General features: G+C 69.8%; 11 protein-coding genes. 6 read left to right on the top strand and 5 right to left on the bottom strand.

Annotation, left to right across the window (positions count from 1 at the left end):
• Nucleotides 1–64: 64 nt before the first annotated feature.
• On the bottom strand, nt 65–1,048 hold the full coding sequence (locus ACWEFL_RS24750; protein WP_451716497.1) for a helix-turn-helix transcriptional regulator: 984 nt from the start codon (nt 1,046–1,048) through the stop codon (nt 65–67).
• Between the two features lie 126 nt (nt 1,049–1,174).
• Here ACWEFL_RS24750 and ACWEFL_RS24745 point away from each other — a divergent pair, with 126 nt between their 5' ends.
• Together ACWEFL_RS24745 and ACWEFL_RS24740 are read left to right on the top strand one after the other, a co-directional pair.
• The gene (locus ACWEFL_RS24745) at nt 1,175–1,447 is read left to right on the top strand and encodes a hypothetical protein (protein ID WP_451716495.1); all 273 of its coding nucleotides are present in this window, start codon (nt 1,175–1,177) and stop codon (nt 1,445–1,447) included.
• Nucleotides 1,444–1,764, top strand: coding sequence for a (2Fe-2S)-binding protein (locus tag ACWEFL_RS24740; RefSeq protein ID WP_451716494.1), 321 nt, complete (start codon nt 1,444–1,446; stop codon nt 1,762–1,764). The genes ACWEFL_RS24745 and ACWEFL_RS24740 overlap by 4 nt, the downstream gene beginning before the upstream one ends.
• 447 nt (nt 1,765–2,211) lie before the next feature.
• Here ACWEFL_RS24740 and ACWEFL_RS24735 read toward each other — a convergent pair whose 3' ends face one another.
• Nucleotides 2,212–2,622, bottom strand: coding sequence for a pyridoxamine 5'-phosphate oxidase family protein (locus ACWEFL_RS24735; protein ID WP_451716492.1), 411 nt, complete (start codon nt 2,620–2,622; stop codon nt 2,212–2,214).
• A 126-nt stretch (nt 2,623–2,748) separates the two neighbouring features.
• Between ACWEFL_RS24735 and clpB the strand changes: the two genes are divergently transcribed.
• Together clpB and ACWEFL_RS24725 are read left to right on the top strand one after the other, a co-directional pair.
• Entirely contained in the window at nt 2,749–5,382 is a 2,634-nt protein-coding gene (gene clpB / locus ACWEFL_RS24730) for an ATP-dependent chaperone ClpB (RefSeq protein WP_451716490.1), read from the top strand.
• Nucleotides 5,383–5,640: 258 nt separating this feature from the next.
• Complete coding sequence (locus ACWEFL_RS24725) at nt 5,641–6,183, top strand: YbjN domain-containing protein (protein ID WP_451716488.1); 543 nt, start codon at nt 5,641–5,643, stop codon at nt 6,181–6,183.
• A 102-nt stretch (nt 6,184–6,285) separates the two neighbouring features.
• On the opposite strand, the gene ACWEFL_RS24720 is transcribed toward ACWEFL_RS24725, so the two are convergent.
• The 3 genes from ACWEFL_RS24720 to ACWEFL_RS24710 all read right to left on the bottom strand — a co-directional run bounded on the left by ACWEFL_RS24720 (nt 6,286) and on the right by ACWEFL_RS24710 (nt 11,257).
• Complete coding sequence (locus tag ACWEFL_RS24720; RefSeq protein ID WP_451716564.1) at nt 6,286–7,461, bottom strand: glycosyltransferase family 39 protein; 1,176 nt, start codon at nt 7,459–7,461, stop codon at nt 6,286–6,288.
• 372 nt (nt 7,462–7,833) lie between these two features.
• Nucleotides 7,834–9,588 (bottom strand): methionine--tRNA ligase, encoded by a 1,755-nt coding sequence (gene metG / locus ACWEFL_RS24715; RefSeq protein ID WP_451716486.1) that lies wholly within the window; start codon nt 9,586–9,588, stop codon nt 7,834–7,836.
• A gap of 358 nt (nt 9,589–9,946) precedes the next feature.
• A complete protein-coding gene (locus ACWEFL_RS24710; RefSeq protein ID WP_451716485.1) occupies nt 9,947–11,257 on the bottom strand; it encodes a pyridoxal phosphate-dependent aminotransferase in 1,311 nt (436 codons plus the stop codon).
• Nucleotides 11,258–11,408: 151 nt separating this feature from the next.
• On the opposite strand from ACWEFL_RS24710, the gene ACWEFL_RS24705 reads away from it, so the two are divergent.
• Together ACWEFL_RS24705 and ACWEFL_RS24700 are read left to right on the top strand one after the other, a co-directional pair.
• Nucleotides 11,409–11,744 (top strand): hypothetical protein, encoded by a 336-nt coding sequence (locus ACWEFL_RS24705; protein ID WP_451716484.1) that lies wholly within the window; start codon nt 11,409–11,411, stop codon nt 11,742–11,744.
• Between the two features lie 486 nt (nt 11,745–12,230).
• Complete coding sequence (locus ACWEFL_RS24700; protein WP_451716482.1) at nt 12,231–12,785, top strand: DUF2617 family protein; 555 nt, start codon at nt 12,231–12,233, stop codon at nt 12,783–12,785.
• Nucleotides 12,786–13,077: the final 292 nt, after the last annotated feature.

Raw genomic sequence — 13,077 nt, 5'->3', positions numbered from 1 at the left:
GCCCTGGTCTTCCCGCCGTTCGGCTGGAAACCGTCGCCCCCGGTGAACTCCGGGGGCGACGGTCTCAGGAGTCGTGCTCCAGAACCCCCGACTGCGCGATGAGATAACCCAGTTGGGTACGGCTGCCGCTGCCGAGCGAGGACCCCAGCTTGGCGATATGGGCCCGGCAGGTGCGGACGTTCATCCCCAGCCGGCGTGCGATCGCCTCGTCCACATGGCCCTCCACCAGCAGCTTCGCGATGGAACGCTGGACTCCGGTGATGCCGTCCAGATCGGGTCCGTACGAGATCGGCTGCTCCCACGGAAGTCCGTGCAGCCAGAACTGCTCGAAGACGCCGACCAGATACTCGACGATCCCCTTGTGCCGCAGCTCCAGTGCGAAGAGACGGTCGCTGCTCGCGGGGATGAAGGCGACCTTCCGGTCGACGATGATCAGCCGGTCGATGATCTCCTCGAGCGTGCGCACCTCCACTCCGGCGGGTGCGACCTTCTCCATGTAGGAGAGCGTGGCGGGGTGGTGCCGGGCGGTGTGCTGATAAAGCGTGCGCATCCGCACACCGCGTTCGATCAGGGGTTCTACCCGGCGCAGCGCCTTCTCCAGGGAATGCGGTTGGCGCCCGCTGCCCGGCTGGACTGTGAGAAGCTCCTGCGTGCAGTCGGCGGTGACCTGGTCGAGTGTCGCGTTGATGCGGTTGAGTCCCTCAAGGACGGTTATTCCCTGTGGAACGGTGGAATTCTGAGCTGTGAACGCCATGAATGGCTCAAGAGCGTCGGCGAGCGCCACGGCCCGTCGCCGCCGCTCCTGAATCTCCCTCTCGATGGGGTGAATCAGCTGTGACAGTGCGGTGGTTGGAGGGACCGGATGGAGCCATTCGCCGTCGTACGGATCCGGGTCGAGCAGGGCGAGGTCGAAGAGACACGGTGTGGATTCGGCTACTGACCGGGCGATACGCCCGGTGCGCAGAGCGGTGATGTAAAGACTCTTTCCCGCCTCGCACAGCTTGCCGTCTGAGTGAGGGTGTCCGACTTCGCCCTCGATAGACGCCATATGTACCCCCTCATGTTCCTGCAATACAGGAACATGATGCCTGCCGTCGCTGGTGCAAGCGTTCGGAGTGAGACATCGTCTTATGCGCGGGGGAGGAGGAATGATCAAATGAGGTGGAGAACACCCATGTCTAGGACGGTACGTGCTCTATGTGCCCTTGCCCTGGCGGCGGCCGCGCTGGGTGCGGTGGCTTACAGCGGTGAGCCCTCCTGGGAAGCCCGCTCCGTCGGCACGGTGACGGCGGGGTCCCAAGGCGAGCCTTCGTGGGAGTCGGCCGCCCCGGACACGGCGTGGGGCGGGAACCTTCCGCCGGACACCTCGTGGGGCGGCGCCGTCTCCGTCGGAGTCATCGTCGGCGAGCCCTCCTGGGAGCTCTCTCCCGAAAGCGCACGAGCATGACCGTTCCCCCGGACGACCGGACCTTCCGGCGCGAGATGGAGACGGCCTACCGCTCGGGTTGGCACTTCATCGACCTGGTCACGGCGATTCCCCACAGCGGCGACTCGTTGATGGTCACCCTGTTCGGAGAGCCGATCGTCGTGGCTCGTGAGGAGGACGAGGACGTCCGCGCGTACCGATGCCTCCGGCGGCCGCGTGGTGCACCGCAGCCGGTCCGCTGTGCCATCCGGTACGGCATGATCTTCGTCAACTTGGACCAGCGCGACCACCAGATGGCCGAGCCCGACACCACCACCGCCACCCCCCGCAGTGCCTGAGCGATTCCCCCGTCGTTCCAAATCGCTCCGGCACTACCCCCACACAGCGGCGCCATCGCGGACCTGAAACGCGATGGCGCCGCTGTGCTGCGTGTGCGCTGGGCCGCGCGGGCGGCGCGGGGGCTTGTCCGTGCGGGTTGCATGCTGCCGCAGGGGGCGCGGGGTCTTGTCCGGTGCGGGTTCGGGCGTCCTCCGGGCTCGACTCCTCGGGGTCGGCGGCGTACAGGCCCAACGGTCAGGAGCCCGGGTTTTGCCGCCGATCCCCTGCGGGGACGACCCTGCACACCCCCTCTCTGAGGGAGACGGGAACGCACCGCCCTCGGGGTGTGCCGGAATCGCGAAACTCGAGCTCCTCGGGGAGCGCGGAGGCGTGCGGGTAGCGACCGCCCCTCGCGCCCGCCGGGCACCCTCGCGCCCGCCGGGCGCCCCCGCCCCCGCCGCGTACCGTCATGCCCGCCCGAGCGCCCGGCTCACCGTGATCTCGACGGCCACCCGGTCCGGGTTGGGTCCCGGCATCCGCCCGTACCGTTCCGCGTACCGCCGCACCGCGTCCTCGACCACCTCCGGCTCGGTCCGTACCCGCGCGCGGCCCTCCAGCGTCGCCCAGCGCCCCCGGTCCACCTGGCAGACCGACACCCGTGCGCCGCCCTCGTCCGGCGACCCCAGGATGTTGGCGACCTTCCGGCTGCCCTTGTTGGTGATCACGCGCGCGATACCCGTCTTCGGATCGAACGTCACGCCCACCGGAACGACATGCGGGCTGCCGTCCTGCCGCAGCGTCGTCAGCGTGCAGAGCTGGTACTCGCGCCAGAACGCGAGGTACTCGGGGCTGAGGTCCTTCAGATCTGTGGTGGCCATGGCGCCAAGCGTAGGGACGACCGGGATGGTGGCCCTATCATTGAGTGGAATAGACTCAACTTTATGCAGGTTGATTGAGTCAGTGTGCTGAGTTGCCGTGCTGACCGCAAGGAGGAGAGACCACACGTGGACGCCGAGCTGACCAACAAGAGCCGGGAAGCCCTCAATGCCGCCACTGACCGGGCGGTGTCCGCGGGACACCCCGATCTGACCCCCGCGCATCTGCTGCTGGCCCTGCTCACGGGACAGGGACGGCAGGCGAACGAGAACATCGTCGATCTCCTGGCCGCCGTCGAGGCCGACCAGGCGGCCGTACGGTCCGGGGCGGAGCGCCTGCTGGCCGCACAGCCCAGCGTCACCGGCTCCACCGTCGCCCCGCCGCAGCCGAACCGGGAGTTCCTGGCCGTCGTCTCGGACGCCGCCCAGCGCGCCAAGGAACTGGGCGACGACTATCTCTCCACCGAGCATCTGCTGATCGGCCTCGCCGCCAAGGGCGGACAGGCCGGCGACGTGCTCGCCGAACAGGGCGCGACGGCGAAGAAGCTGCTCGACGCCTTCGAAACGATCCGGGGAGGACGCAGGGTGACCACACCTGATCCCGAGGGACAGTACAAGGCGCTGGAGAAGTTCGGCACGGACTTCACCGCCGCGGCCCGCGAAGGGAAGCTCGACCCCGTCATCGGCCGCGACCAGGAGATCCGCCGGGTCGTGCAGGTGCTCTCCCGTCGTACGAAGAACAACCCCGTCCTCATCGGCGAACCGGGCGTCGGCAAGACCGCCGTCGTCGAAGGGCTGGCCCAGCGGATCGTGAAGGGCGACGTTCCCGAGTCCCTGAAGAACAAGCGGCTCGTCTCGCTCGATCTCGGCGCGATGGTCGCGGGCGCGAAGTACCGCGGCGAGTTCGAGGAGCGGCTGAAGACCGTCCTCTCCGAGATCAAGGAGAGCGACGGCCAGATCATCACCTTCATCGACGAGCTGCACACCGTCGTCGGCGCGGGCGCGGGCGGCGACTCGTCGATGGACGCGGGCAACATGCTCAAGCCGATGCTGGCCCGCGGCGAGCTGCGCATGGTCGGCGCGACCACCCTGGACGAGTACCGCGAGCGGATCGAGAAGGACCCGGCGTTGGAGCGCCGCTTCCAGCAGGTGCTGGTCGCCGAGCCGACCGTCGAGGACACCATCGCGATCCTGCGCGGACTCAAGGGCCGTTACGAGGCGCACCACAAGGTCCAGATCGCCGACTCCGCCCTGGTGGCCTCGGCCACCCTCTCCGACCGGTACATCACCTCGCGCTTCCTGCCCGACAAGGCCATCGACCTCGTGGACGAGGCCGCCTCCCGGCTCCGGATGGAGATCGACTCCTCGCCCGTCGAGATCGACGAGCTGCAGCGCGCCGTCGACCGGCTGCGCATGGAGGAGCTGGCTCTTCGGAACGAGTCCGACCCCGCGTCCCGGCAGCGGCTGGAGAAGCTGCGCCGCGACCTCGCCGACAAGGAGGAGGAGCTGCGCGGCCTCACCGCCCGCTGGGAGAAGGAGAAGGAGGGCCTCAACCGGGTCGGCGAGCTGAAGGAGAAGCTCGACGAACTCCGCGGCCAGGCCGAGCGGGCCCAGCGCGACGGCGACTTCGACTCCGCGTCCAAGCTGCTGTACGGGGAGATCCCGACCCTGGAGCGGGAGCTGGCCGAGGCGTCCGAGGCCGAGGAGTCGGCGCGTTCCGGCAGCCGCCCCACCATGGTCAAGGAGGAGGTCGGCCCCGACGACATCGCGGACGTGGTCGGAGCCTGGACCGGCATCCCGGCCGGGCGGCTCCTCGAAGGCGAGACGCAGAAGCTGCTGCGGATGGAGGACGAGCTGGGCCGCCGGCTCATCGGCCAGAGCGAGGCCGTACGGGCGGTGTCCGACGCGGTACGGCGTACCCGCGCGGGAATCGCGGACCCGGACCGGCCCACCGGATCGTTCCTCTTCCTCGGACCGACGGGCGTCGGCAAGACCGAGCTGGCGAAGGCCCTCGCGGACTTCCTCTTCGACGACGAGCGGGCCATGGTCCGCATCGACATGTCCGAGTACGGCGAGAAGCACTCCGTCGCCCGGCTGGTCGGCGCGCCTCCCGGCTACATCGGTTACGAGGAGGGCGGGCAGCTCACGGAGGCGGTGCGCCGCCGTCCGTACAGCGTGGTCCTGCTCGACGAGGTGGAGAAGGCGCACCCCGAGGTCTTCGACATCCTGCTCCAGGTGCTCGACGACGGGCGGCTCACCGACGGCCAGGGCCGGACGGTCGACTTCCGCAACACGATCCTGATCCTCACCTCCAACCTGGGCAGCCAGTTCCTGGTGGATCCGACGGTGACCGAGGACCAGAAGAAGAAGCAGGTTCTGGAGGTCGTCAGGGTCTCTTTCAAGCCGGAGTTCCTGAACCGGCTCGACGATCTGGTGGTCTTCTCCGCGCTCACCCAGGACGAGCTGAAGCGCATCGCGGGGCTCCAGATCGACCGGCTCGGCAGGCGGCTGGCCGAGCGCCGACTGACGCTGGACGTCACCCCCGCCGCGCTGGAGTGGCTCGCGGAGGAGGGCAACGATCCGGCGTACGGGGCACGGCCGCTGCGGCGGCTGGTCCAGACGGCGATCGGCGACCGGCTCGCGAGGGAGATCCTCGCGGGAGAGGTCACGGACGGCGAAACGGTCCGGGTGGACCGCTTCGAGGACGGGCTGATCGTCGGCCCGGCCACCGGTCCGGCCCCGGCGCCCGCGAAGACGCTGTAACCGTTCGGGACGGCCGCCGACGCGTCGGCGGCCGTCCCGAACCCCGGGTGGCTCGACGCGCCGCGAGGTGTACGTACGCGGCCCTCTCCCGACACCGCCGGAGCCCCGGCACCCGCCTCCCGAGGCCGGTGCCGGGGCTCCTCCGTCGGCACGGGAGGGAGTTTGTGGAAGCAAACAGGACGGCACGTGGGGTGGGGGTTGCCAGTGAGGCACCGGGATGGGGGAGGATGGCGGCATCCGTACGAAGGGAAATCCACGGTGACCATCGATCCGTCCTCGATTCCGAATTTCGGGGGCCAGCCCCAGCCCCAGGCCGCAGGACCGGCGGGCCCCGTCGTTCCCGACCAGGACCTGATCAAGCAGCTTCTGGACCAGATGGAACTGAAGTACGTCATTGACGACGAGGGCGATCTCGCCGCCCCGTGGGAGGCGTTCCGCACGTACTTCATGTTCCGGGGCGAGGCGGAGCAGCAGGTCTTCTCCGTCCGGACCTTCTACGACCGGCCGCTGCCCGTCGACGACCGGGCCCAGATCCTGGAGACCATCGACGAGTGGAACCGCAACACCCTCTGGCCCAAGATCTACACCCACCTCCACGAGGACGAGGAGGGCGGCGCCACCATCCGGCTGATCGGTGAGGCGCAGATGCTGATCGGCACCGGCGTCAGCCTGGACCACTTCCTCCAGTCGACGGTCGGCTGGGTCAGCGCGTCGATCGAGTTCGACAAGTGGTTCGCCGAGCACCTCGGCATCAAGCCGGAGGACGGGCCCGAGGACGAGAAGCCCTCGGACGACGCCTGAGACCGGTTCGCGGACGGCCGCTCCCCGAGGCCGGCCCGTGGACGGCCACTCGTCGGTGCCGAGCCGTGGCGGCGCGTGGTGCGGAGCGCGCCGTCGCGTCCTCTACAGCGCGATCGGGGACAGTGTCAGCAGATACGTCCCATAGGCGAACGAGAGCCCGGCCAGGGCGGCGGTCACGGCGACCCCCGCCCGCGGCCGGGCTTTCGCCAGTGCCAGCGCCACGGGCAGCAGCAGCGGGAACGCGGGCAGCAGAAAGCGCGGCTTCGACTCGAAGAACCCCGACCCGCCGATCGTGATCAGCACGAGCACCCCGGTGTAGACGACCAGGGCGGCCGGTGGCCGCTCCAGCACCAGCAGGACGAAGAGCGCCGCCGAAGCCAGCACGATCAGCAACGCCATCACCAGGGCGAACACCGTCGGCCGCAGCACGATGTCCCGTACCACCCCGAACGCGCCGGCCCCGAAGTCGAACCTCGACGTCCAGCCGCGCTGCACCGCGAAGTAGCCGCCGAGCGGATCGCCCTTGCGGAAGCCGACGTACAGCACATAGGCGCACCAGCCCAGCGGGGCGAGCGCCGCGCCGAGCCAGATGCGCCAGGAGGCGGGCTCCGGGGTGTCGGCCGGGCGCAGCCCCCGCAGCGGGTCCGGCCCGCGCCGCCGGTAGCGCCGGAGGAGTTCGGCGGCGGCGACCGCGGTCACCGCAGCCGCCACCGCGATCCCGTTGGGCCGGGCCAGGCCCGCCAGCGCGGAGAGGACGCCCGCCCACACCCAGTGGCGGGTGAGCACCGCGTACAGGGCCCAGGCGGCGAAGGCGGTGAGCACCGGTTCCGTGTACGCCATGGTCAGCACGATCGAGTGGGGGAGCAGGCCCCACAGCAGCACCAGCACGGTCGCGGTGCGCTGCCCGTACAGCCGCTCCCCGATCGCGTAGATCCCGAGGGCCGCCACGCCCGCCGCCGTCCAGGAGATCAGCAGCCCGACGGTCCCGCTGGTCACCGGCAGCACGGCCGACACGGCCCGCACCAGGCCCGGGTAGAGCGGGAAGAAGGCCAGATCGCTCTGGACCGCGCCGTCGGGCCAGCTCAGGGTGCGGCCGTAGCCGTGTTCGGCGATCAGCATGTACCAGTCGGAGTCCCAGGCCCTGCCGAGGATCGCCCGCGGCCGACGGCCGATGTGCCAGGCCCAGCCCGCCATCACCAGCAGCCCGGTCAGCCGCGCCGCCGCGAACAGCCCGAGCGCGGGTGCCGCCCGTAGGAGTCCGGCACGCAGGCGGGCCATCGACGGGGTGCTCGCCGCCGTTGCTTCGTCGAAGGTCTCGGCGGACAGGGGGCACCTCCGGGCGCGCACAGGGTCGGTCCACCCGACCATGGGCGGCCGGGGCGGCTCGCGCGAGCGCTGAAGACCGGACGGGGCCGTCTGACTCCCGGTTCCCACCCGGTCGGAGGAACGGCCACGTGTCGCACGTGACTCGGCCCGCCCGGCGCTCCCGCCGACGCGTGCCCGCCATGTGGCTGTCCGGTCCGTGTGCGGGAAGGCCCGGCAGGGACCAGGCGGGTCCCGCGTGCGGAGGAACCTGCAACGGCGCCGGGAGCGTTCACGCCCGTACCGTCCGGGCATAGGCGTCGGACGGTACGGACGGCGGGATGTCCGTCAGGCTTCCGGGGCGCCGCCGAAGCGTTCACGGTAGGACTCCAGGTCCTCCTCCGTGATTTTCGCGAAGAGGACCGGCGGCACGGTGAACGCGGTGCCGGCGGGGACGCTGTTCAGGGACTTGGCCTGGTCGGCGGTCACCCAGGTCGCGGTGTCGCCCTCCAGCGCGAAGGCCCCGCGCATGGCGGCGGCCGTGGCCGGGATGAACGGCTCGGAGACGACCGCGTACAGATGGATCAGATTCATCGCCGTACGCAGGGTCAGCGCGGCGGCGTCCGGGTCGGTCCTGATCTCCAGCCAGGGGGCCTTCTCCTCAAGGTAGGAGTTGCCCGCGGACCACAGGGCGCGCAGCGCGGCGGCGGCCTTGCGGAACTGGAGCGCTTCCATGTGCTCCTCGTACTCGGCGAGCAACCGTGCGATCTCCTCGCCCAGCTTCGCCTCCGCCTCTCCCCCGGAGCCTTCGGCCCGGGAGGTGCCCCCAGCCGCGTTGCCCGCGGGGACCTCGTCGCCGAACCGCTTGCGGGAGAAGGACAGCACACGGTTGACGAAGTTGCCGAGGGTGTCGGCCAGGTCCTTGTTGACCGTGGTGGTGAAGTGCTCCCAGGTGAAGGAGGAGTCGTCGGACTCAGGGGCGTTGGCGATCAGGAAGTAGCGCCAGTAGTCGCCGGGGAGGGTCTCCAGCGCCGCGTCCGTGAAGACGCCGCGCTTCTGGGAGGTGGAGAACTTTCCGCCGTAGTACGTCAGCCAGTTGAAGCCCTTGACGACGTCGACCTTCTTCCACGGTTCGCGCACCCCGAGTTCGGTGGCCGGGAACATCACCGTGTGGAAGGGGACGTTGTCCTTCGCCATGAACTGCGTGTAGCGGACGGTGTCGTCGGCCTCGTACCACCACGACTTCCAATCGCGGGTTCCGCCGTCCCCGGCGGCGTCGGACCACTCCTTCGTCGCCGCGATGTACTCGATCGGGGCGTCGAACCAGACGTAGAAGACCTTGCCCTCGGCCGCGAGGTCCGGCCAGGTGTCGGCCGGGACGGGCACACCCCAGTCGAGGTCGCGGGTGATGGCGCGATCGTTCAGGCCCTCGGTCAGCCACTTGCGGGCGATGGACGTGGACAGGTGCGGCCACTGCGCGCTGACGGCGGCGATCCACTCCTCGACCTCCTGCTGGAGCTTGGACTGCAGCAGGAAGAGGTGCTTCGTCTCGCGGACCTCCAGCTCCGTGGAGCCGCTGATCGCCGAACGAGGGTGGAGCAGGTCGGTCGGGTCGAGGACGCGGGTGCAGTTCTCGCACTGGTCGCCGCGGGCCTTGTCGTAGCCGCAGTGCGGGCAGGTGCCCTCGACGTACCGGTCCGGCAGGAAGCGACCGTCGGCAGGCGAGTACACCTGGCGGATGGAGCGCTCCTCGATGAAGCCGTTCTCGTGCAGCTTGCGGGCGAAGTGCTGGGTGATCTCGGCGTTCTGCCGCGAGGAACTCCGGCCGAAGTAGTCGAAGGCCAGCTCGAAGCCGTCGTACACGGCCTTCTGCGCGACGTGGGCCTGCGCGCAGAACTCTGCGACGGAGAGCCCGGCCTCCTTGGCGGCCAGCTCGGCCGGTGTGCCGTGCTCGTCGGTGGCGCAGATGTAGAGGACGTCGTGACCGCGCTGGCGGAGGTACCGGGAGTACACGTCCGCCGGAAGCATCGACCCGACCATGTTGCCCAGGTGCTTGATCCCGTTGATGTAGGGAAGCGCGCTGGTTACCAGGTGTCGAGCCATCCTCGGATGCTCCATTTCGTACGTACGGCGCCGGTGGCGCTGCCACGGGCGGACCCAGGTCGGGAGGCCGCAGGACACGACCGAGAGGTCGCAACGGCGTCACAGACGGTGACGGTTGAATGTGTTTGCAGGCCGTGGGCATCGTATCGAAGGAGTCCTGCGCCGTTCGCGGAGATTTCAGCGCGGAAGCGGCAGCCCACGAAGGCAGCCTACGGCGGCAGCCCACGAAGGCGCTCGGCCGTCCGAGACAGGCGGCCAAGCGAGTCTCGTACGGCCGAGGCGCCCTCATCCTAGGGCGAGCGGAGGATGTCGGCGGAGCGCTGACAGTCCCCGACACCCGAGGGCGTGAGGTCAGCCGTCAGCCGGCCAGGCGTCGCAGCCGGCCGGCCGCCTCGTGGAGGACGTCGTCCTGCTTGCAGAAGGTGAAGCGGACCTGGCTGCGACCGGCGTCCGGGTCGTCGTAGAAGACGGAGTTGGGGATGGCGACGACGCCGCAGCGTTCGGGGAGGGTGCGGCAGAAGGCATAGGCGTCCTTCTCGCCGAAGGGGGTGATGTCGGTGGTGATGAAGTACGTGCCCTCGGGCTGGTAGACCTCGAACCCGGCCGTTCGCAGGCCGTCGGCGAGCAGGTCGCGCTTGCGTTGCAGATCGGCGCGGAAGCTCTCGAAGTACGTGCTCGGCATCCGGAGCGCCTCGGCGATCGCGTACTGGAACGGGCCCGCGCTGACGTACGTCAGGTACTGCTTCGCGGACCGGACGGCGGCGATCAGCGGAGCGTCCGCCATGGCCCAGCCGACCTTCCAGCCGGTGAAGGAGTAGGTCTTGCCGGCGGAGGAGATGGAGACGGTGCGCTCGCGCATGCCGGGGAACGTGGCGATCGGGACGTGGGCGGCACCGTCGAAGACCAGGTGCTCGTATACCTCGTCGGTGACGACGAGCAGGTCGTGTTCGACGGCGAGCGCGGCGATGGTCCTCTGCTCTTCGGGGGTGAGGACCATCCCGGTCGGGTTGTGAGGGGTGTTGAGGAGAAGGAGGCGGGTCCGCGGGGTGATCTTGGCCCGCAGCTCGTCCAGGTCCGGGCGGAAGGACGGGGCCCGCAGGGTCAGGGGTACTCGCTTCGCGCCGGCCATCGCGATGCAGGCCGCGTAGGAGTCGTAGAAGGGCTCGAAGGCGATCACCTCGTCACCGGGTTCCAGCAGCGCGAGCATGGTCGCGGCGATCGCCTCCGTCGCTCCCGCGGTGACCAGGACGTCCGTGTCGGGGTCGAAGCTCAGGTCGTAGAAGCGGCGCTGGTGGTCGCTGATGGCGGTGCGCAGCTCGGGGACGCCCGGACCCGGCGGGTACTGGTTGCCGCGGCCGTCGCGCAGGGCCCGTACCGCCGCCTCTCTGATCTCCTCGGGGCCGTCGGTGTCGGGGAAGCCCTGGCCGAGGTTGAGGGAGTTCGTCCGTACGGCGAGCGCCGACATCTCCGCGAAGATCGTCGTGCCGAACTCCGCCAGCCGGCGGTTGAGCAGCGGTCGGGCCGGCGGGTTTCCGTCCGGGCCGCCCGGTCCGTTTCCTGTGGCGCGTCCGCTGCCCGTGCCCGGTCCGTTTCCTGTGCCGGGTCCGGTCGTTCCCGCGGGGTGGTCCGGGAGTGAGGGGCCGGCAGCGCGTTCATCCATGGTCGCCATGTCGTCATCCTGTGCGGAAGCTCTGGACTTGCTCAAGTCTGCTTTGGCCCGAGTAGCCGGAGGGCATCCCCACCACACGCGAGAAGGGGCCGTCCCGCAAGGGCGCGAGGGGGCTCGCTTCGGGGGATTCGAGAAGGACGGTGAGAGACCGATGGGGGCTTACCTGGGAATGCTGATCGGCCTGGTTCTCCTGCTGGGACTGGCGGGGGCCGTGCTGTTCTGGGCGAAGAAGACCCGCCCGCGGCGGGGCGGGGCCGAGGACCGTGCGGCGCGGCTGGCCGCGGCCCGCTCGGATGTGCGCAAGCGGCGGCAGCTCGCCCGCGCGGCGGACCAGGACGGCGGCGGTGGCGGCGGTGACAGCGCCGGATTCTGGTGGTCGTCGGGCGGCTCGGGGTCGTCGGGCGACAGCGGCGGCGGGCACAGCTGCGGCGGCGGCAGCAGTAGCTGCGGTGGAGGAGGCGGCGGCTGTGGTGGGGGCGGCAGCTGACCGGCACTTGACCGGGAGGACGCCTCGCCCGCCGGGCAGTTCACCGGGCGGAGCCGCCCGATCGAACGGGGCGTCTTCCGGTGAACCGGAACCGTCCGGACCGTACGGCATGGACCAACCGGTACCGGATGGAAACGATCGGCACGAGATCGGCGGAGGCGGCTGACACGGGGCAGCCGGTCCGCGAGCGGGGAAGGCACCTGACGGGAGACGACTCCCGTCAGGTGCCTCTTTCTGTATGAACATCTGTATGAACAGATGAACCGCTAGGCCCCCTAGGGGATGGAAACCCCTCGAACATGGGTAAAAACTCTGTCAGCCCCGCTCACTTCATGGTTCCCTCGCTGACGGAACCTGTTGGAACCATCCAGCCCTCGGGTCAGCTTTGAACCCGAGCAGGCGGTCCCCCTCACTTGTTGTCATCGCCGCTCAGGGCCGCCTCAGGTCCACGTATCCACCGCCGAAGCGTGTTTGCGGAGCCGACCCATGCTCACGACCCTCCATACCGCCTACACAGACACCCGTGCCGACGACCTCGCCTGGGCGCTCGGTCGGGAGCCCCTTCCCGCCCTGGCCGTCCTCGATCTCGAACTCGCCGGCGCGAAACTCCAGCTGAGACTGCTCGGGGCCTCTCATCAGGTGCTACTGGAGCAGGCGCAGGGCAGCTGCTCCGAGACCGTCGCCTGCATACCCGGCAGCAGCACGCCCCTGCCTCTGGGGGTGGCAGAGAAGCTCGGCGACTGGGAGTACGAGTTCGCCGCCCGCGTCGAGACGCTCTCGGAGGGATCGTTCGCCGGGCGGGCGCAGGAGCTGTTGGCCCTGGTCACCGACCATCCGCACTCCCTCGCCGGAACCTTTCCGGGCTCCCCGCACGCCTTCACGGCGATGATGGCCCAGCGGCTGGAGAGCCAGGTTCTGTGGCGTACATGGCACGCCTATCCGCAGGAGCGGCGGCTCGTCGTCACCCGTACACGCGTCGGGGCCCTTCCCCAGGACGCCGGAACCGGAACCACGCACCGCTCCGAACCGGCGCTGTCATAGCCCGCTGACGTGACGTGCGGGAACGCCGGTGGTACTCCGCCGTGGCTGCCCGCGCGGTGATGGCGTGTCCGCGCGGCGGTACTCCGTCGCGGTGGTACTCCGGCGCGATGCGCCCGCGCGATGGTTCTGTGCCCGGCGCGTGGTTGCGGTCCGTCGTCACTGTGTGCTTCCGTGCTCCGCCCCGCGATTCTGTGCATCGCCCGTCGCCTCCGCGCGCCGTCGCAGTCCGTCACAGCGATCTTCTACGGAGTTCAACGAGCCCAACGAGCCCAACGAGCCCTGTGCGTTGGGG

The organism is Streptomyces sp. NPDC004838 (assembly GCF_053600955.1).
Note: the sequence above shows the minus strand (reverse complement) of the source record. Positions and strands in the feature narration are given on the sequence as shown.

Coding starts and splice junctions, on each gene's coding strand:
- ACWEFL_RS24720 (WP_451716564.1), bottom strand. CDS start 7,461: ATGGCCCGCCTGCGTGCCGGACTCCTACGGGCGGCACCCGCGCTCGGG.
- metG (WP_451716486.1), bottom strand. CDS start 9,588: ATGGCTCGACACCTGGTAACCAGCGCGCTTCCCTACATCAACGGGATC.
- ACWEFL_RS24710 (WP_451716485.1), bottom strand. CDS start 11,257: ATGGCGACCATGGATGAACGCGCTGCCGGCCCCTCACTCCCGGACCAC.
- ACWEFL_RS24740 (WP_451716494.1), top strand. CDS start 1,444: ATGACCGTTCCCCCGGACGACCGGACCTTCCGGCGCGAGATGGAGACG.
- ACWEFL_RS24700 (WP_451716482.1), top strand. CDS start 12,231: ATGCTCACGACCCTCCATACCGCCTACACAGACACCCGTGCCGACGAC.
- ACWEFL_RS24735 (WP_451716492.1), bottom strand. CDS start 2,622: ATGGCCACCACAGATCTGAAGGACCTCAGCCCCGAGTACCTCGCGTTC.
- ACWEFL_RS24705 (WP_451716484.1), top strand. CDS start 11,409: ATGGGGGCTTACCTGGGAATGCTGATCGGCCTGGTTCTCCTGCTGGGA.
- ACWEFL_RS24750 (WP_451716497.1), bottom strand. CDS start 1,048: ATGGCGTCTATCGAGGGCGAAGTCGGACACCCTCACTCAGACGGCAAG.
- ACWEFL_RS24745 (WP_451716495.1), top strand. CDS start 1,175: ATGTCTAGGACGGTACGTGCTCTATGTGCCCTTGCCCTGGCGGCGGCC.